The 19,161-nt window shown below is 72.0% G+C and carries 16 protein-coding genes; 8 read left to right on the forward strand and 8 right to left on the reverse strand.

Annotated elements, in window-relative coordinates:
• Positions 1–63 precede the first annotated feature (63 nt).
• From ACIRQY_RS11900 to ACIRQY_RS11915, 4 genes are all read left to right on the forward strand, one after another.
• Positions 64–2,610: a sensor histidine kinase KdpD gene (locus ACIRQY_RS11900; protein WP_351781196.1), complete on the forward strand. Its 2,547-nt coding sequence runs from the start codon at positions 64–66 to the stop codon at positions 2,608–2,610.
• 175 nt (positions 2,611–2,785) lie between these two features.
• On the forward strand, positions 2,786–3,472 hold the full coding sequence (locus tag ACIRQY_RS11905) for a response regulator (protein WP_351781198.1): 687 nt from the start codon (positions 2,786–2,788) through the stop codon (positions 3,470–3,472).
• Between the two features lie 68 nt (positions 3,473–3,540).
• Positions 3,541–3,939: an OB-fold nucleic acid binding domain-containing protein gene (locus tag ACIRQY_RS11910; protein WP_351781200.1), complete on the forward strand. Its 399-nt coding sequence runs from the start codon at positions 3,541–3,543 to the stop codon at positions 3,937–3,939.
• A 3-nt stretch (positions 3,940–3,942) separates the two neighbouring features.
• A complete protein-coding gene (locus tag ACIRQY_RS11915) occupies positions 3,943–4,719 on the forward strand; it encodes a DUF3159 domain-containing protein (protein WP_403924192.1) in 777 nt (258 codons plus the stop codon).
• A 142-nt stretch (positions 4,720–4,861) separates the two neighbouring features.
• Here ACIRQY_RS11915 and ACIRQY_RS11920 read toward each other — a convergent pair whose 3' ends face one another.
• Together ACIRQY_RS11920 and ACIRQY_RS11925 are read right to left on the reverse strand one after the other, a co-directional pair.
• Positions 4,862–5,533, reverse strand: a complete 672-nt coding sequence (locus ACIRQY_RS11920; RefSeq protein WP_351781204.1) for a TrkA family potassium uptake protein — start codon at positions 5,531–5,533, stop codon at positions 4,862–4,864.
• Positions 5,533–6,201: a TrkA family potassium uptake protein gene (locus ACIRQY_RS11925; RefSeq protein WP_189832557.1), complete on the reverse strand. Its 669-nt coding sequence runs from the start codon at positions 6,199–6,201 to the stop codon at positions 5,533–5,535. Before ACIRQY_RS11925 ends, ACIRQY_RS11920 begins: the two co-directional genes overlap by 1 nt.
• A gap of 234 nt (positions 6,202–6,435) precedes the next feature.
• On the opposite strand from ACIRQY_RS11925, the gene ACIRQY_RS11930 reads away from it, so the two are divergent.
• Positions 6,436–8,487, forward strand: coding sequence for an APC family permease (locus ACIRQY_RS11930; RefSeq protein WP_351781206.1), 2,052 nt, complete (start codon positions 6,436–6,438; stop codon positions 8,485–8,487).
• A gap of 60 nt (positions 8,488–8,547) precedes the next feature.
• Positions 8,548–9,876 carry a class I SAM-dependent RNA methyltransferase gene (locus ACIRQY_RS11935; protein WP_403924197.1) on the forward strand — a complete coding sequence of 443 codons (1,329 nt, stop codon included), beginning with the start codon at positions 8,548–8,550 and terminating at the stop codon, positions 9,874–9,876.
• 201 nt (positions 9,877–10,077) lie between these two features.
• Here ACIRQY_RS11935 and ACIRQY_RS11940 read toward each other — a convergent pair whose 3' ends face one another.
• The 4 genes from ACIRQY_RS11940 to ACIRQY_RS11955 all read right to left on the reverse strand — a co-directional run bounded on the left by ACIRQY_RS11940 (position 10,078) and on the right by ACIRQY_RS11955 (position 14,382).
• Positions 10,078–11,466 (reverse strand): hypothetical protein, encoded by a 1,389-nt coding sequence (locus ACIRQY_RS11940; RefSeq protein WP_403924200.1) that lies wholly within the window; start codon positions 11,464–11,466, stop codon positions 10,078–10,080.
• Positions 11,467–11,638: 172 nt separating this feature from the next.
• Complete coding sequence (locus tag ACIRQY_RS11945) at positions 11,639–11,944, reverse strand: hypothetical protein (protein ID WP_403924203.1); 306 nt, start codon at positions 11,942–11,944, stop codon at positions 11,639–11,641.
• A gap of 342 nt (positions 11,945–12,286) precedes the next feature.
• Complete coding sequence (locus ACIRQY_RS11950; protein ID WP_403924206.1) at positions 12,287–13,267, reverse strand: alpha/beta fold hydrolase; 981 nt, start codon at positions 13,265–13,267, stop codon at positions 12,287–12,289.
• A gap of 332 nt (positions 13,268–13,599) precedes the next feature.
• Complete coding sequence (locus tag ACIRQY_RS11955) at positions 13,600–14,382, reverse strand: oxidoreductase (protein WP_403924209.1); 783 nt, start codon at positions 14,380–14,382, stop codon at positions 13,600–13,602.
• A 594-nt stretch (positions 14,383–14,976) separates the two neighbouring features.
• Between ACIRQY_RS11955 and ACIRQY_RS11960 the strand changes: the two genes are divergently transcribed.
• Positions 14,977–15,498: a BlaI/MecI/CopY family transcriptional regulator gene (locus ACIRQY_RS11960; RefSeq protein WP_403924212.1), complete on the forward strand. Its 522-nt coding sequence runs from the start codon at positions 14,977–14,979 to the stop codon at positions 15,496–15,498.
• On the forward strand, positions 15,495–16,505 hold the full coding sequence (locus ACIRQY_RS11965; protein ID WP_403924215.1) for a M56 family metallopeptidase: 1,011 nt from the start codon (positions 15,495–15,497) through the stop codon (positions 16,503–16,505). The genes ACIRQY_RS11960 and ACIRQY_RS11965 overlap by 4 nt, the downstream gene beginning before the upstream one ends.
• Before the next feature lie 109 nt (positions 16,506–16,614).
• On the opposite strand, the gene ACIRQY_RS11970 is transcribed toward ACIRQY_RS11965, so the two are convergent.
• Both ACIRQY_RS11970 and ACIRQY_RS11975 read right to left on the reverse strand, forming a co-directional pair.
• Positions 16,615–18,099, reverse strand: a complete 1,485-nt coding sequence (locus ACIRQY_RS11970) for an MATE family efflux transporter (protein WP_403924218.1) — start codon at positions 18,097–18,099, stop codon at positions 16,615–16,617.
• 6 nt (positions 18,100–18,105) lie between these two features.
• Positions 18,106–19,137 carry a cysteine synthase family protein gene (locus tag ACIRQY_RS11975; RefSeq protein ID WP_403924220.1) on the reverse strand — a complete coding sequence of 344 codons (1,032 nt, stop codon included), beginning with the start codon at positions 19,135–19,137 and terminating at the stop codon, positions 18,106–18,108.
• Positions 19,138–19,161 lie beyond the last annotated feature (24 nt).

The raw sequence follows: 19,161 nt of genomic DNA on the forward strand, positions 1-19,161 counted from the left end.
AGACCACACCGGCCCCTTCCCCCACGTGCGGAATGTCCGATTGGCTGGACGTATGGTCGTCCCATGGGACGCGGCAAGCTTCGGATCTACCTCGGCGCTGCGCCGGGCGTCGGCAAGACCTACGCGATGCTCTCCGAGGGGCACCGGCGCGTGGAGCGCGGCACGGACTGCGTGGTCGCGTTCGTCGAGCACCACGGACGGCCGCGCACCGAGGTCATGCTGCACGGCCTGGAGCAGGTGCCCCGCCGCACCCTGGAGTACCGGGGCGCCACCTTCACCGAGATGGACATCGACGCGGTCCTGGCCCGCCGCCCGGCCGTCGCCCTCGTCGACGAGCTGGCCCACACCAACGTGCCCGGCTCCCGCAACCCCAAGCGGTGGCAGGACGTCGCCGAACTGCTCGCGGCGGGCATCGACGTCGTCTCGACCGTCAACATCCAGCACCTGGAATCGCTCGGCGACGTGGTCGAGGCGATCACCGGCGTACGGCAGCGGGAGACCGTACCCGACGAGGTGGTGCGCCGGGCCGACCAGATCGAGCTGGTCGACATGTCCCCGGAGGCGCTGCGCCGCCGGATGGCCCACGGCAACATCTACACCTCGGACAAGGTCGACGCGGCCCTCTCCAACTACTTCCGCCCCGGCAACCTCACCGCCCTGCGCGAGCTGGCCCTGCTGTGGACCGCCGACCGGGTCGACGAGTACCTCCAGCGCTACCGGGGCGAGCACAACATCCGCTCGACCTGGCAGGCCCGTGAGCGGATCGTCGTCGGACTGACCGGCGGGCCCGAGGGCCGCACCCTCATACGCAGGGCCACCCGGCTCGCCGAGAAGGGCGCGGGTGGCGAGGTCCTCGCCGTCTACATCGCCCGCAGCGACGGGCTCACCGCCGCCTCGCCCAAGGAGCTGGCCGTCCAGCGCACCCTCGTCGAGGATCTGGGCGGAACGTTCCATCACGTCATCGGCGACGACGTCCCCATGGCGCTCCTGGAGTTCGCCCGGGGCGTCAACGCCACCCAGATCGTCCTGGGCTCCAGCCGCCGCCGCTCCTGGCAGTACATCCTCGGCCCCGGCGTCGGCCAGACCGTGGCCCGTGACTCCGGGCCCGACCTCGACGTCCACATCGTCACCCACGGCGAGGTCGCCAAGGGGCGCGGCCTGCCCGTCACGCGGGGGGCCAGGCTCGGCCGCTCGCGGATCATGGCCGGCTGGCTGGTCGGCGTCGCGGGACCGGTCGCCCTCGCCCTGCTCCTCACCCATGTCGACGCCGACCTCGGCCTCGCCAACGACATGCTGCTCTTCCTGGCCCTCACGGTCGCCTCCGCGCTGCTCGGCGGCTTCCTGCCCGCGCTGGGCTCGGCCGCCGCCGGTTCCCTCCTGCTCAACTGGTTCTTCACCCCGCCCGTCCACCGGCTCACCGTCTCCGACCCGAAGAACATCGTGGCCATCGCGGTCTTCTTCGGGGTCGCCATGGCCGTCGCCTCCGTGGTGGACCTGGCGGCCCGCCGCACCCACCAGGCGGCCCGGCTGCGCGCCGAGTCCGAGGTGCTCTCCTACCTCGCGGGCAGTGTGCTGCGCGGCGACACCAGTCTCGAAGCGCTCCTCGAACGGGTCCGGGAGACCTTCTCCATGGAGTCCGTCGCCCTCCTGGAACGGGTGGACGAGGTCGAGCCGTGGACCCGTGCGGGCAGCGTGGGCCCCGCGCCCGCCGCCCGGCCCGAGGAGGCCGATGTGGACATGCCCGTCGGCGACCATCTCGCGCTGGCCCTGACCGGCCGGGTCCTGCCCGCCGAGGACCGCCGGGTGCTGGGTGCCTTCGCCGCCCAGGCGGTCGTCGTCCTCGACCGGCAGCGGCTCGTGGACGAGGCCGAGGAGGCCCGTAAGCTCGCCGAGGGCAACAAGATCCGTACGTCCCTGCTGGCCGCCGTCAGCCACGACCTGCGCACCCCCCTCGCCGGTATCAAGGCGTCGGTGACGTCGCTCCGCTCCGACGACGTCGAGTGGTCCGAGGAGGACCGGGCCGAGCTCCTGGAGGGCATCGAGGCGGGCGCCGACCGCCTCGACCACCTCGTCGGCAACCTCCTCGACATGTCCCGCCTCCAGACCGGCACCGTCACGCCCCTCATCCGGGTGGTCGACCTCGACGAGGTCGTCCCCATGGCCCTCGGGGGAGTGCCGGACGGCAGCGCGGAACTCGACATACCCGAGACGCTGCCGATGGTGGAGGTCGACAAGGGCCTGCTCGAACGGGCCGTCGCCAACATCGTCGAGAACGCCGTCAAGTACAGCCCCGAGGGAATGCCCGTGGCCGTCGCCGCCAGCGCGCTCGGCGAACGCGTCGAGCTGCGGGTCGTGGACCGGGGCCCCGGTGTGCCCGACGAGGCCAAGGACGGCATCTTCGAGCCCTTCCAGCGCTTCGGCGACGCTCCGCGCGGCTCCGGGGTCGGCCTCGGCCTCGCGGTCGCCCGGGGCTTCGTGGAGGCCATGGGCGGCACCCTCGGCGCGGAGGACACTCCCGGCGGCGGCCTGACGATGGTGCTCACGCTCCGCGCCGCGCGGGGCGGGCCCCCGGTACCCGCCGCCGACCTCCCGGCCCACGCGGTGACCTGACCCCGGGGCCCGGCGCCGTGAGGCCCGGCCCCGTCCCTCCCGTACCCTCTTGCTCCTCCGCCCCGTCCCACGCCTCCATCCCGTCCCACGCTTCCATCCCGTCCTACGCCCCCGCCCCATGCCCCGCCCCATGCCCCCGCCCCTACGGGCGACCGAAGAAGGAAGGTCCCCCGCCATGACCCGGGTCCTCGTGGTCGACGACGAGCCGCAGATCGTCCGCGCCCTGGTGATCAACCTCAAGGCGCGGAAGTACGAGGTCGACGCCGCGCCCGACGGTGCCACCGCCCTCCGCCTCGCCGCCGACCGCCACCCCGACGTCGTCGTCCTCGACCTCGGACTGCCCGACATGGACGGCGTCGAGGTGATCAAGGGCCTGCGCGGCTGGACCCGGGTGCCGATCCTCGTCCTGTCCGCGCGGCAGACCTCCGACGAGAAGGTCGAGGCGCTCGACGCGGGCGCCGACGACTACGTCACCAAGCCCTTCGGGATGGACGAGCTGCTCGCCCGGCTGCGCGCCGCCGTCCGCCGTGCCGAGCCGGTCGGCGGCGCCGAGGACGGGGTCGTGGTCGTCGAGACCGAGGGCTTCACCGTCGACCTCGCCGCGAAGAAGGTCCACCGCGACGGCAGGGACGTCCGGCTCACCCCCACCGAGTGGCACCTCCTGGAGGTCCTGGTCCGCAACAGCGGCCGCCTGGTCAGCCAGAAGCAACTGCTCCAGGAGGTCTGGGGACCCTCGTACGGCACCGAGACCAACTACCTGCGGGTCTACATGGCACAACTGCGCCGCAAGCTGGAGGGCGATCCCTCGCACCCCCGGCACTTCGTCACCGAACCGGGCATGGGCTACCGCTTCGAACGCTGAAGCCAAGGCCGTACGGAGAGGATCCCGGACCAGGCCTCCACGCCAGGAGCGGCCGGTACGCTTTCCATATGAGCGCTGCACCACGCACAGAGAAGCCGGCCGGTAGGTTCCGCCGGATGCTCGACCGGCTCTCCTCCTCCGCCGAGGACCTGGAGTCGGAAGAGCTCCAGGAGGACGCCGAGGCATCGGGGTGCACCCGCATCTGCGACTGCTCCGACCGCCAGATAGTCAAGGTGACTGGTACCTTGCGCACGGTCACGCTGCGTCCCCGGGCCGGTGTGCCCGCGCTGGAGGCCGAACTGTTCGACGGCACGGCACCGCTCGACGTCGTGTGGCTCGGCAGGCGCTCCATCGTGGGCATCGAACCGGGCCGCAGGCTGATCGCCTCCGGCCGGATCTCCATGAGCCAGGGCCGGCGGGTCCTCTTCAACCCCAAATACGAGCTCCGACCGCTCGGACAGGAGTAGCCGGTGACGTCCCTCGACAAGCCGACCCCCACGGACGCCCAGGCCGATCAGGACGCCCAGGCCTCGAAGGAGGTCACCGAGGCCGCGCTGTTCGAGGCCTTCGGCGGCCTGCGGGGCATGATCGAGACGGTCGTGCCCGGTCTGCTGTTCGTCACGATCTTCACGGTCAACAAGAACCTCCAGGTCTCGGCCATCGCCGCGCTGGCGGTCTCCCTGGTGCTCGTCGCCGTCCGGCTGATCCGCCGCGACACCGTCAAGCACGCCTTCAGCGGGGTCTTCGGCGTCGCCTTCGGCGTGGTCTTCGCGATGATGACCGGCAACGCCAAGGACTTCTACCTGCCGGGGATGCTCTACACGCTGGGCCTCGCCCTCGCGTACATCATCACCGCGCTCGCGGGCGTACCGCTGATCGGCCTGATCCTCGGCCCGGTCTTCAAGGAGAACCTCTCCTGGCGGACCCGCAACCCCGGCCGCAAGAAGGCCTACACCAAGGCCAGCTGGGCCTGGGGCCTGATCCTGCTCGGCAAGTGCGCGATCCTCTTCCCGATGTACTGGTGGGCCGACACGACCAGGTTCGGCTGGGTGATCGTCGCGCTCAAGATCCCGCCGTTCCTGCTCGCGGTCTACCTCACCTGGCTCTTCCTCGCGAAGGCCCCGGCGCCGATCGACGTCTTCGCCGAGATGGAGGCCGAGGAGCGCGCCGAGAAGGAGCGGGCCGAGAAGGACCGCACGGACAGGGAGCGCGAGGCGGCCGCCGCGCGGACCCACCCGGAGGCCTGAGCCCCGGGGACGGACATCACGCGGAGGGGCCCGGACCTGTCACAGGTCCGGGCCCCTCCGCGTACGACGACCGCCGGAGCGGCCGCGCGGGATCAGGACCCCGGCGGGGCAAGGTCCCCCGAGGCCATGACCCGCACCGGGATCAGGAGTCCACGCGGCGGACCTGGAGCAGGTCCTCCAGCTGCTCCTCGCGGGCCTGCGCCGCCACGAACAGCAGCTCGTCACCGGCCTCCAGGGTCTCCTCGGGGCTCGGCGTCAGCACCCGCGAACCACGGATGATCGTCACCAGCGAGGTGTCCTGCGGCCAGTCCACGTCCCCGACCGAGGTACCCGCGACCGCCGACTCCGGCGGGAGCGTCAGCTCGACCAGGTTCGCGTCGCCGTGGCTGAAGCGGAGCAGCCGCACCAGATCGCCGACGCTCACCGCCTCCTCCACCAGCGCCGACATCAGCCGAGGCGTCGAGACGGCCACGTCCACGCCCCACGACTCGTTGAACAGCCACTCGTTCTTCGGGTTGTTCACCCGGGCCACGACCCGCGGCACGCCGTACTCGGTCTTGGCGAGCAGCGAGACGACCAGGTTCACCTTGTCGTCACCGGTCGCCGCGATCACCACGTTGCAGCGCTGGAGCGCCGCCTCGTCGAGCGAGGTGATCTCACAGGCGTCGGCGAGCAGCCACTCCGCCTGCGGCACCCGCTCCACCGAGATGGCGGTCGGCGCCTTGTCGACGAGCAGGACCTCGTGCCCGTTCTCCAGGAGCTCGGCGGCGATGGAACGGCCCACCGCGCCCGCGCCCGCAATAGCGACACGCATCAGTGACCGCCCTCCTCGGGACCCTCGGCGAAGGCCTCCTCGACCTTCGCGATCTCGTCCGTACGCATCATCACGTGCACCAGATCCCCCTCCTGGAGCACCGTCTGCGAGGTCGGCAGAATCGCTTCGCCCAGCCGGGTGAGGAAGGCGACGCGGACCCCGGTCTCCTCCTGGAGACGGCTCACCTTGTGGCCGATCCACGCCGGAGTGGTGTGCACCTCCGCGAGCTGGACACCACCGCTCGGGTCACGCCACAGCGGCTCCGCGCCGGACGGCAGCAGCCGCCGCAGCATCTGGTCGGCGGTCCACCGCACTGTGGCGACCGTCGGGATGCCGAGGCGCTGGTACACCTCGGCCCGGCGCGGGTCGTAGATCCGCGCCGCCACGTTCTCGATGCCGAACATCTCGCGCGCGACCCGCGCCGCGATGATGTTGGAGTTGTCACCGCTGCTCACCGCGGCGAAGGCACCGGCGTCCTCGATGCCCGCCTCGCGGAGCGTGTCCTGGTCGAAGCCCACGCCCGTGACGCGCCGACCGCCGAAACCGGAGCCCAGACGGCGGAAAGCCGTCGGGTCCTGGTCCACCACCGCGACGGTGTGCCCCTGCTGCTCCAAGGTCTGCGCGAGAGCGGCTCCCACTCGCCCGCAGCCCATGATGACGATGTGCACGTCCCCTTACCCCGCACTCCTGATCGCCTTGCTGACCTGCGAAAACACCCTGCTCACAACTTTCCTCACCCGAAGGGCCCGGGTCGCGGCGGGCGATGCCCCACCGGCTCACCCGATCCGAGCTTATGCGGCAACGCTGGCCGGGACCGCATCCGAGGTGGTACTCAGGAAGATTCGGTGCCGATCGGGGGTGCCGGTGAGCATGGCTCTTTTCGAACGCTTACGATCCTCTCCGTGTCCAAACTGACCGACGTGCCCAAACGGATCCTGATCGGGCGGGCCCTGCGCAGCGACAAGCTCGGCGAGACCCTTCTCCCCAAGCGGATCGCCCTCCCCGTCTTCGCCTCCGACCCGCTGTCCTCGGTGGCGTACGCACCCGGCGAGGTGCTGCTCGTCCTCTCCGTAGCGGGCCTGTCGGCCTACCACTTCAGCCCGTGGATCGCCCTCGCGGTCGTCGTCCTGATGTTCACCGTCGTCGCCTCCTACCGGCAGAACGTCCACGCGTACCCCAGCGGCGGCGGCGACTACGAGGTCGCCACCACCAACCTCGGGCCCAAGGCCGGACTCACCGTCGCGAGCGCCCTGCTCGTCGACTACGTCCTCACCGTCGCCGTGTCGATCTCCTCGGGCATCGAGAACCTCGGCTCGGCCGTCCCCTTCGTCGTCGAGCACAAGGTCGCCGCGGCCGTCGCCGTGATCGTGCTGCTCACCCTGATGAACCTGCGCGGAGTCAAGGAGTCGGGCAAGCTCTTCGCGATCCCGACGTACGTCTTCGTCGTGGGCGTCTTCCTCATGATCCTCTGGGGCGCCTACCGGGGGATCGTCCTCGACGAGACCATGAAGGCACCCACCGCCGACCTGGAGATCAAGCCCGAGCACCAGGGCCTCGCGGGCTTCGCCCTGGTCTTCCTGCTGCTCCGCGCCTTCTCCTCCGGCTGTGCCGCCCTCACCGGCGTCGAGGCCATCTCCAACGGCGTCCCCGCCTTCCGCAAGCCCAAGTCGAAGAACGCCGCGAGCACGCTCGCCCTCATGGGCGGCCTGGCCGTCACCATGTTCTGCGGCATCATCTTCCTCGCCATGGCCACCGACGTCCGGATGGCCGAGAAGCCCGCCCACGACCTGCTGCGCGACGGCGTCCCGGTCGGCGACGGCTACGTCCAGGACCCGGTCATCTCGCAGGTCGCGGCGGCCGTCTTCGGCGACGGAACGTTCTTGTTCATCGTCCTCGCCGCCGCCACCGCGCTCGTCCTCTTCCTGGCCGCGAACACCGCGTACAACGGCTTCCCGCTCCTCGGCTCGATCCTCGCCCAGGACCGCTACCTGCCGCGCCAGCTCCACACCCGCGGCGACCGTCTGGCCTTCTCCAACGGCATCGTGCTCCTCGCGGGCGCCGCCGCCCTCCTCGTGGTGATCTACGGAGCCGACTCCACCCGGCTGATCCAGCTCTACATCGTCGGCGTCTTCGTCTCCTTCACGCTCAGCCAGATCGGCATGGTCCGGCACTGGAACCGGCACCTGCGCACGGAGCGCGACCCCGCCAAGCGCCGCCACATGTTCCGCTCCCGCGCGATCAACACCTTCGGCGCCTTCTTCACCGGTCTCGTCCTCGTCGTCGTCCTCGCCACCAAGTTCACCCACGGCGCCTGGGTCGCCCTGCTCGGCATGGTGATCTTCTACGGCACGATGACCGCGATCCGCAGGCACTACGACTCCGTCGCCGCCGAGATCGCCGCCGCCGAGGAACGCCCGGACGAGTACGTGCGCCCCTCCCGGGTCCGTTCCATCGTCCTCGTCTCCAAGCTCCACAAGCCCACCCTCCGCGCCCTCGCGTACGCCAAGCTCATGCACGCGAACGAGCTGGAGGCGCTGACCGTCAACGTCGACCCGGCCGAGACGAAGGCGCTCAAGGAGGAGTGGGAGCGGCGCGGCATCAACGTGCCGCTCAAGATCCTCGACTCGCCGTACCGCGAGGTCACCCGGCCGGTGATCGAGCACGTGAAGAACCTGCGGCGGGAGAGCCCGCGCGACGCCGTCGCCGTCTACATCCCCGAGTACGTCGTCGGCCACTGGTACGAGCACCTGCTGCACAACCAGAGCGCCCTGCGGCTCAAGGGGCGGCTGCTCTTCACCCCGGGCGTCATGGTGACCTCGGTCCCGTACCAGCTCCGGTCCTCCGAAGCCGCGAAGAAGCGGGCCCGGAAGCGCCAGGACTGGAACGCGCCGGGCGCGGTCCGCCGCGGACCGGTCGAGAAGGGCCAGAAGGAAACGGCCGGAAAGAACAACTAGACTGGTGGGCTGCCGTCCCTGCGGCAGCCCCTGAAATCTTCCCCTTGGAGACCCCCCGCCATGCAGAACAGCCCTGTTTCGTCGTTGGTCGGGGAGGAATACGAGGTCGAGGTCGGTCCGGTGGCGCACGGCGGCCACTGCATCGCCCGCACCGAGGGGGGCCGCGTCCTCTTCGTCCGCCACGCGCTGCCCGGCGAGAGGATCGTCGCCCGGGTCACCGAGGGCGAGGAGACCTCCCGCTTCCTGCGGGCCGACGCCGTCACCGTCCTGGAGGCGTCGAAGGACCGGGTCGAGGCGCCCTGCCCGTTCGCCGGGCCCGGCAAGTGCGGCGGCTGCGACTGGCAGCACGCCAAGCCGGGCGCCCAGCGCCGCCTCAAGGGCGAGGTCGTCGCGGAGCAGCTGCTGCGGCTGGCCGGGCTCACCCCCGAGGAGGCCGGCTGGGACGGCACCGTCATGCCCGCCGAGGGCGACAAGCTCCCCCCGGGCGAGGTGCCGAAGTGGCGCACCCGCGTCCAGTACGCGATCGACGACGAGGGCCGCGCGGGCCTGCGCAGGCACCGCTCGCACGAGGTCGAGGTCGTCGACCACTGCATGATCGCCGCCGAGGGCGTCTCGGAGCTGGGCATCGAGAAGCGCGTCTGGGAGGGCATGGCCTCGGTCGAGGCCATCGCCGCCTCGGGCTCGAACGACCGCCAGGTCATCCTCACCCCCCGGCCGGGCGCCCGCCTCCCGCTGGTGGAGCTGGACAAGCCGGTCTCCGTGATGCGCGTCGACGAGAAGGACGGCGGCGTCCACCGCGTCCACGGCCGCCCCTTCGTCCGCGAGCGCGCCGACGAGCGCACCTACCGGGTCGGCAGCGGCGGTTTCTGGCAGGTCCACCCGAAGGCCGCGCAGACCCTGATGCTCGCCGTCATGCAGGGCCTGACGCCCCGCAAGGGCGAGACGGCCCTCGACCTCTACTGCGGTGTCGGCCTCTTCGCGGGCGCCCTCGCGGACCGGGTCGGCGACCAGGGCGCGGTCCTGGGCGTCGAGTCCGGCAAGCGCGCGGTGGAGGACGCCCGCCACAACCTGGCCGACTTCCCGCGCGTCCGCATCGAACAGGGCAAGGTCGAGCAGGTCCTCCCGCGCACGGGCATCACCGACGTCGACCTGATCGTCCTGGACCCCCCGCGCGCGGGCGCGGGCAAGCAGACGGTCCACCACCTCACCACCCTCGGCGCCCGCCGCATCGCCTACGTGGCCTGCGACCCGGCAGCCCTGGCCCGAGACCTCGCCTACTTCAAGGAGCGCGGCTACCGCGTCCGCACCCTGCGAGTCTTCGACCTCTTCCCGATGACGCACCACGTGGAGTGCGTCGCGATCCTGGAGCCGGTGAAGAAGGACGCGTGACCTGGGGTCCTGTGGGTGTGCATGAGGGGCGGTGTGGGCGTTAGGGGCGATGTCTCGACGCTCGTGACGCTCATGCGACGCATGGGCATGAGCTGTCCATCGGAGCGGTATCGGGGCGGGCGGCGTCGTGTTCCTCGTGCGGGCTGGAAGCTGCCGCGATCTCGCGGGGCGAGTCGACCTGGGGCTCCATCGACGCGTACTTCACCGACAGGTCCGTTCCCCTCCTCTTTGCGCATCATCGGCGGAAGCCGTGCGAAAGCGTGAGCAGTTCGGATGGGCCGAGCTCAGGGGGGCTGAAGCCCGTGCTTGTGGTGGTATGGGGCCATTCCGTCGGGGGTGAGGTCGAGGGATTCGCGGTCTTGGCCGTCGGGCGAAGACCGCGAACGGGTTCCGTGGGAGCCGCGCCCTGCTCGCGCGGTCGTGGGTTGTGGCGTCGCCGAGCACCGGCCACCGTGACGGGTCAGCCCGGTCCGGTCGTTGTGGTGGCCGGTGCGTGTGCGGTGAGCAGGAGGTCCTCGTACGTGTGGTGACGGCGCGCGGTGACGCGGTGGTGCAGCAGGTCCGCCGCGCGCGCGTGTTCGCCCGCGTCGACCAGGGCGCGGCCAGGGTGTCCTGGATGATCTCGCGCTCCACCCGTACCCCGCCGATCCGCTCCGCCTTCTCGCCCAGGCCGCTCAGCAGGTCCACCGCCGCCCGGGGGCGGCCCGCGGTGACCTCCGCCAGTGCCCGGACCACGGGCGCCAGGACGTCGCGGTAGTCCGGACGGTCGTCGGCGGCGGCCCGGCGGGCCAGGGCCTGGAGGTCCTCGGTCGCCGCCTCCACCGCCAGGGCCAGCGCGAGGTTGAACGTGTGGAACACCTCCGCCATCCCCCCTGGCGCGTCGAGCAGTTCCCGTACGTGCCCCGGGTCACTGCGGCCGGAGGGTGTCTGCCCGACCAGCAGCAGCCGCCAGTTCGTCGAGGCACGCATGCCGACGTCCTCCCTCGGCAGCGCCGCGTCCGCCCGCCGCCGCGCGTCCGTGAAGTCACCGCAGGCGATCGACTGCAACGCGGAATGCCAGCTCAGATGCCGTGACTGCACCGATCGCGGATCCACCGCGAGCCACCGGTCCAGGAACTCCACGCCCTCACGCCCGGCCCCCAGTTCATGCTCGGCGTGCGCCCGCGCGTGAGCGGCCACACCCGAACGGGGATACACGGCCAGCGCCCGCCCGGCCAGCTCGTGGGCCTCCCGCACCCGGCCCTGCTCCGCCCGGATCGAGGCCAGCCAGCTTAACCACGGCCAGCTGTCAGGACCGGCCACCGCGGCCTGCCGCTCCACCAGGGCGTCGCCCCGGGCGCGACAGGCCGCGTCCCCGCACGAGAAGAAGGCACCCACCAGGAGACCGGCCTGCTCATCGGCCGGCCACCGCTCGAAGTGCCCCACCAGGTGATCGGCCGTCAGCCGGTACTGCCGGTGCGTGTGCAGGAACACCCCGTACACCAGGCTCGCCTCCCGCTCACCGGCGGCCCGCGCGTCCCGGTGAGCGATCACCAACTGCTCCTTGAGCACGGTCTCGTCCAGCCGGTCACCGGTCGCCAGCGTCAGCAACCCCCGCGCCACACCACAGCTCGGATCCCCGCCCACCCATGCACGCAGCAACGGCAAGGCCCGCCCGCTCAGGGCCAGCAACTCCACCACCGCCGCCTGGCTCCCCAACGACCCGCTCACCACCCTGACACCCGCCACCTTTCGGTCGGTCCTCCCCAGCTCACCGATCCCGTCATACGGAGGACATGAACACCGCGGTGCAGACGATGCCGCTGTTGCCGCAGTGGTTACGCGACAGGCCCAGCGGCAACCCGCCGTAATTGCCGCTGCCCAGGCCGCTCCCGGCCACGGTGGAGCCCGCCGCCTGCGCCGCCCCCTGACTGGCGCACGCGTTGCCGAACGCCGCGTTCCCGATCCCGACCACATTGGCCTGCGCGGCCCCGGCCGGGATCAACGCCACCCCGGCCACCGCTCCCACCACCACGGCCCTCGCGCCCGCGCCCACCGCATTGCCCGTACCCCAGGTCTGCCCACTCATCGCGCTCTCCTGCATCCCGGACCGGATCCCATGTCCTGTCAACGACAGGGCTCAACTCCCGATGCGCGCGTACGGCCTTCTGGCATTCCTCCAGGTGACTCGCTGAGCCCTGTCGGCAGACCGTCTCCGTCACGCCCCCACCTCGGGTCCGTACGGGGGGACACGCTTTCCGACGTACGGGGAAAACGGGAGTCCCCCGGACGGTCGTGCCGTCCGGGGGACGAAGCCCGTACCTGGTCGGGAACTCGCGGGCGGCCCGGCGTGATCACGGGGTCCGCGCGTGCGGGACGGCGCGGCCGCCGGGTGGGTGAGGGCGGAGCGGCCATGCCCGGTGTACGGGCGTCAGGTCCGGGCGCGGCGGCGGCCCCACACCGCGAGAGCGGTTCCGGTGGCGACGAACGCGGCGGCGAGGCCTCCGGCGAGGGCGAGTTCGGTGGTGCGCGAGCCGGTCCGCGCGAGGGCGGCGGGCTTCGGGTCCGCGCCGGTGACGGTGGCGGCGGCGTCGCGGATCTGTTCGGTGACCACGTCGGGGTGGGACATCATCGACACGTGGGAGGACTCGATCTCCACGGTGTGGGCCTTGGCGCGCTTGGCTTCGAAGCGTTCGAGGTCCGGGGCGATGGCCTTGTCCCTCGCGGAGACGACGAACCAGGACGGGGTCGTCTTCCAGGCGGCGGCGGTGGCCTTCTCCGCGAACCCGGCCTCGGTGACGGGGCGTTGTTCGGCCGCCATCAGCCGGGTCCGGGATGCCGGCAGGTCGGCGGCGAAGACCGCGTGGAACCTGTCCGGCTTGATGTAGAGGTCGGTGCCGCTGCCGGTCGCGTCGCTGTACGGGACGGGGTTGAGCGCCGGGCCCAGCTCGCTGCCGGTGAACTTCGTGGACAGCTCCGCGGGGGACTCGCCGATGTCGGGCATGAAGGCGGAGACGTAGACGAGGGCCTTGACGTTCGGGTTCCCGGCGCCGGCCTGGGTGATGACCGCGCCGCCGTAGGAGTGCCCGGCCAGCACGATCGGGCCCTTCACGCTCTTCAGGACCGAGGCCACGTAGGCGGCGTCGTTGGACAGGCCGCGCAGCGGGTTCGGCGGGGCGATGACCGGATATCCCTGGTCGAGGAGGCGTTCGGCGACGGCGTTCCAGCCGGAGGCGTCCGCGAAGGCCCCGTGGACCAGGACGACGGTCGGCTTCGCGCCCTTGCCGACGGCGGAGGCGGAGGCGGGGGCCGAGGCCACGGCGGCCGGAGCGGCGGAGGCGGCGACGGCGCAGATCGCGACCGGGATGGCGGCGGCGGTGGATATCCGGCGCCGGACGGACGACATGCCCATGGGGGTCCTCTTTCAGACGGGGAGAGGTGCTGCCGTCGCCAGCCTGCCCGGCGGGATCGGGACCGGCGCGGCACGCGTGCCGTCCGGGTGAGCACCGCGTCCGGGCGGGTGACGGCCCGCCGCCGTTCGGGCCCTCGGGAACCGGGAGCGGTCGCCGCCGCGCCGATCCCGGCGTCCTCGACCGAGGACAGAGGCCGGACCCCGGGCCTCGCCCAGGCGCCCGGCGCTCGCCTCTTCGGGGGCGGCGGGTGGGACCCGGACGGAGGCTGGGGGAGGGGCGGGCCGGGGCGCGGCGGGCGGAGAGGGTTCCGGTGGCGCGCCCCGGGCCCCGTTCAGGCGGTCTTGACCGCGCCGCCGTCGATGATGTGGTCGGCGCCGCTGATGTTGGCGGCGACGTCGGAGAGGAGGAACGCGATCAGGGCCGCGACCTCTTCGGGTTCGGTGATGCGGCCGGAGGTGATGCCGAAGGCCTGCGGCATCTGCTCGAAGAAGGTGGCGTGGTCCATCCCTGCCCTGGCCGCGACCTTGCCGCCGAAGCCGTCGGGGTCCGCCCAGACGGGGGTGCGGACCGCTCCGGGGGAGACGGTGTTCACCCGTACGCCCAGGGGTCCGAACTCCTCGGCGAGGGATTTGCCCAGGGCGGTGAGGGCTGCCTTGGCCGCGCTGTAGGCGACCGGGCCGGTGGTGGGCTGACGGGCGCTGATGGACGAGACGTTGACGATCGCTCCCCGGCGCTCGATCAGGCTGGGAAGCGCGGCGCGAGTGGCGCGGACGGTGCTGAGCAGGTTGATGTCGAAGACCCGGGACCAGTGCCCGTCGTCCGTGTCGAGGAATCCACGGGGGTCCATGTCGTCCCCGGCGCCGACGTTGTTCACCAGCAGGTCGATGCCGCCCAGTCTGTCCAGGGCGCCGCTCATCAGGGTGGTGACGCCTTCGGCGGTGCTCAGGTCGGCCGACACCGTGTACGCGCCGGTTTCCTCCAGCTCGGGTGTGAGGGTGCGGGCGGCGCCGACGACACGGACGCCTTCGGCGGTCAGGGTGCGGACGGTGGCAAGTCCGATGCCCCGTCCCGCGCCGGTGACGACCGCTGTCTTCGAAGTGAGGTTGAGGTTCACGGCACTCCGGTTCTCGATCGGTAAGTACGTGATGGGGGTGGGTACTTCGGGTCGAGTCAGGTGTTGCGGCGCGCATCGGCGCCAGCCGATCGTCGCGCGGATCACCCGCACAGTCCATACCGCTTCCGGGGCGCACGCCATGGGCCGCAGGCTCGTAACAGTGTTCGACTGTGGGCGCCCGGAGCCCCGGTCTCGCTCGTGCGTACGCGCTCTCCCGTCACGTCCTCCCCACGGGGACCTCCGTACGCACGGAGAACGTCCTGCCCGCACGAGGGGCGTCACCCGGGGGCGAGGGGATACGCATGGCCGGGAGCCGGGAGCCGGGAGCCGGGAGCCGGGAGCCGGGAGCCGGGAGCTGGGAGCTGGGAGCTGGGAGCCGGGAGTCGGGGCGGGGGCCGTGTCCGCCGGGCGTTCGGGCGGGGTGGCGGGTGCGTCGCCGGTCGGTGCGCGGCGCTCGGTCCGGGGCGGCTACCCGCGCGGCGGACATCCGGCATACCGTGGGCGCCTGCGGCCTGCCGACGAGAGCGGTCATCAGGGCGAGGGGAGGGGCGGTGGCGTGCCCCATGTGCCGAGGCAGGAGGAGGACGGCGAGCGGTGGCTGGGAAGCGCGGGGACGAGAGACGGCCGCACGGCGAGCTGGTGGCCGAGGTGCTGGCGGTGCTGTGGGAGTCGGGGGAGCCGATGACCGCGCAGGAGGTCAACGACGCGCTCGACCGTGAGCTGGCCAGGACCACGACGGCCACGATCCTCAGCCGCTTGTTCGAGAAGGGCACCTTGCGCAGGGTGGCCGCCGGGCGTGGGTACGCCTACCAGCCGGTGGAGGACTCGGCGGGGCTCGTGGCCGACCGGATGCGGCGGGAGCTGGAGAAGGATCCGCAGCGTGACCTGGTGCTCAAGCGGTTCGTGTCGTCCCTCTCCGCGAGCGACGAGGAGACCCTGCGCCGTCTGCTGGGCGAAGCCGAAGCTGAGGCCGCGTCCGAGGGCGAGGTGGCATCCGGGGCGGCGGCGGGCCCGGCGGCCGTGACCGAGGTGGGGTCGGAGACCGGGACCGGGAGCGAGGCCGGACAACAGACCGAGACCAAGACCGAGGCAGAGACCGAGGGCGATTCGGTGTGACGATCGTTCTGGTTCTGGTGACGCTGCTGCTGGCTCTTCCCTGGGCCGGTGCGGCCGTCGCCAGACGTCTTGCCGTGGTCCTGCCGCCCCGCTGGGCCTGCTGGTCGCTGACGGGGGCCGCGCTGCTGCTGGCCGGGGGTACGGTCTCGGCGCTGGTCGGCCTGTTCCACGTACCCCTGCTGGCGGTGCTGGAGCGGCTGCCCCTCAGCCGTGTGCGGGCGGAATGGCCCGCCGCCGTACCGATCGCCTGCGCCGCGGGAGCGGCCATGCTGGTCCAGCTCGTGATGCTGGTGCGGCGGTGGCTCGGGCACCGCTCGCTGCTGAGGCGTGCCTGGCTGGCCACCGGGGGGAGCACCGTGGACGGTGATCTGCTGGTGGTTCCCGGCGCGGACGTGGACGCCTTCGCGCTCCCCGCCTACCGGGGGCGCCCCGGCCGGGTGGTGGTGACGTCCGGGATGGTGCGGGCGCTGAAGCCGGGAGAGCGTGAGGTGCTGCTGGCCCACGAGCGTGCCCACCTGGCCGGGCGGCATCATCTGCTGTCGGCCGTCGTGGACCTCGCGGCTGTCGTGCATCCTGCCGTCGGGGGGCTGCGCGGGGCGTTGGGGTTCCATCTGGAACGGTGGGCCGACGAGGACGCGGCTGCCGTCGTGGGCGACCGGCGGACGGCCGCCGCGGCCATCGCACGGGCCGCGCTGAAGGGCTCGTCGCGGTCCCGTCCGGACGGCTACCCGCTGCTGTCGGCCACGAGCGGGCCGGTTCCCCAGCGCGTACAGGCACTGCTTCTGCCGAAGCCGGTCGCGCCCCGGGGCGGAGTGCGGCGGGCGGGTGCGCTGGCCATGGGGACGCTGGTCGCGTCGGTGGCGATCGGCTCCCTCGCCCTGGCCTACGGGCTGCACGAGTACGTGGAGTACGCGTCGAGCCATCTGCTCGGTACGCCGTCGGGCTGCTCGGGTCTGTGGGGTGCGCTGGAGGACTTGCTGGGCTCGGGCACCGGACGGGGATTCTGACGAGGCCCCTTCGCCGCCCCGTGGCGCGCGGGGTGGGGAAGGGGCCTCGTCGGGTCCGCCGTACCGGAAGCGCGTGCGGGTGTCGGGCCGCTCGCCCGGCGGCCCGGTGTCAGGCCGTGGCCGGGGCGGGCCGGGCTTGAGCGGCGGTGGTGAGGGCGGCGCCGTAGCGGCGCAGGAGGAGCACGGCGGTGGCGGCGAGGCCGGTGAGCAGGCCGAGCCAGATGCCGAGGGTGTCGAGGCCGAGGGTATGAGCGAAGAGCCAGGTCGCCGGCAGGCCGACGGCCCAGTAGCCGATGAGGGTGATGCGGAAGCCGCTCCTGGTGTCGTCGAGGCCGCGCAGGAGGCCGACGCCGATGTTCTGGGCGCAGTCGAAGAACTGCAGGAACGCGGTCACGATCAGCAGCTGGGTGGCGAGGGTGAGCGCCTGTTCGGAGCCGGTGTCGAGGAACGGCGCGAGGACGAGGCGGGGCAGGGTGAGGTAGAGGACGCCCACGACGGCCATGACCGCGGCGGCGCAGGAGAGGGCGGTGTTCTTGATGCGGCGGGCACCCTCGTGGTTGCCGAGGGCGAGTTCGCGGCTGACGTTGATCGAGGCGGCGTGGGAGAGACCGACGGCGACCTGGAAGACGATGTAGACGAGCTGGTTGACGGCCGTGTGTGCGGCCAGGGCGTCGGGGCCGAAGGACCCGGCCATGAGGGCGGTGACGGAGAAGAAACCGGCCTCGGAGCCGTAGGTGGCGGCGATGGGGACGCCGAGGCCGATCAGGCGCTTGACGGTGGCCGCGTCGGCGCGGGTGAGGGAGAGGGAGAGGGAGAGGTGCGGGGAGAGTGCCGTGTCCCTCTTCGCGGCGAGGTAGAGGGCGAGGAAGGACAGCAGGTAGACGGTGGAGGTGGCGATGCCGACGCCGGTGAGGCCGAGGCGGGGCAGGCCGAAGGTGCCGTGGATGAGGATCCAGTTCAGGGCGGCGTTGACGGCGATGGAGGCGAGGGTGATCCGCAGGAGGGCCTGGGGGCGGCGCATGCCCACCGTGTACTGGCGGATGACCTGGAACCACAGGCAGGGCAGCAGGCCGGGGGCGAGGGCGTAGATCATCGTCCTCGTCAGGCCGACGACGGCGGCGTCCTGGCCGAGCTGGGGCAGGAGGTGTCCGATGAGGACCATGACGAGGGCGCCGGTGACACCGGCGAGGGTGGCGACGGTCAGACCGGCACGGACGACGGCCCGGACTTCCCGGTGCGCCGCCTCCCGCGCGTGGCCGTCCCCGTCGGTCCCGGACCGGTTGGTCCCGTTCCTGTCCCCGTTCCCGTCCCTGTCGGTCCTGTCGGTCCCGTCGGTCCCGTCGGTGCCGGTCTCGGCGCGGGCGGCCGCGGCGGCGATCTGGTTGCCGACGGAGGTGACCAGGCCGACGCCCATGGTGCGGATCTGGTTGAAGATGACGATGGCGAGGCCGCCGGCGGCGAGTTCGGTGGTGCCGAGCAGGCCCATCATCACGGTGTCGGTGGTCGTCAGGGCGACCTGCGCGAGCTGGGTGAGGACGAGGGGAACGGCGAGGGCGGCCAGGGCGCGGCTGTCGCGGAGGAGCGTGGTGAGCATCAGTGACTACCGGTTCCCGCGGAGCTTGGTGAGGTGTTCTTCCACTTCGCGTTCGGTCCGGGGGCTGAGGAGGGCGCGTTCGGCCATCCAGTCGTCGTCGAAGACGGTGTCCATGTACTTCTCCCCTCCGTCGTTGATCAGCGCGACCATAGTGGTACCGGGCGGGAGCCCGGGCAGGCGGGTCAGGGCTTCGTGGACGACGCCTCCGGCGGATCCGCCGATGAGGAGGCCGGTCCGGGCGACGGCGCGGCAGGTGGCGAAGGCCTCGATGTCCCCGACCTTGACGCCTTCGTCGATGAGGCCGAAGTCGACCAGGGCGCCGATCCCGGCGCCTTCGGGGGTGCCGGTGCCGGACTGGTAGTAGTCGTGGGCGGGGCCGCCGAAGGCGATCGACCCCTTCGGTTCGACGCCGATGGTGGTGAAGCGGGGTATGAGCGTGCGCAGTTCGCGGCTGGTGCCGCACAGGCCGCCGCCGGTGCCGACGGCGCCGATGAGGACGCCGATGCCGTCGCCGAGGGCTTCGGCGAGTTCATGGGCGACGGGGAAGTAGCCGACGCCGTTGGCGGGGTTGTTGTGCTGTTCGGTGAAGACGGTGTTGTCCCGGCCCCGGGCCATGTCCTCGGCGAGTTCCTCGCGGGCGGCGGTGTGGAGTTCCTCGCCGTCGCTGTCGGCGTCGACGTAGACGAGTTCGGTGCCGAGGGCCTTCATGGTGCGGAGTTTGTCGGCGGCGGCGTGCCGGTCGACGACGGCGGTGAAGGTGTAGCCGCGTTCGGCGGCGACGACGGCCAGGCCCAGCCCCGTGTTGCCGGAGGTCGATTCGATGATCCGGCCGCCCGTGCGGAGGGCGCCGGTGGACTCGGCGGCGTCGATCATCGCGCGGGCCATGCGGATCTTCGCCGTGCCGGTGGGGTTGTACATCTCCAGCTTGAGCAGCAGACGGCTGCCGGTCTCGGTGGCGGCGAGTTCCAGAAGGGGGGTGCGGCCGATGAGGTCGGACACACGGGTGACGACGGCGGGGCGTTCGAGGGCTCCGGACATCAGGGCTCCTGTGAGGGCGGGGCG

The organism is Streptomyces sp. NPDC101490 (assembly GCF_044767145.1).
GTDB lineage: Bacteria > Actinomycetota > Actinomycetes > Streptomycetales > Streptomycetaceae > Streptomyces.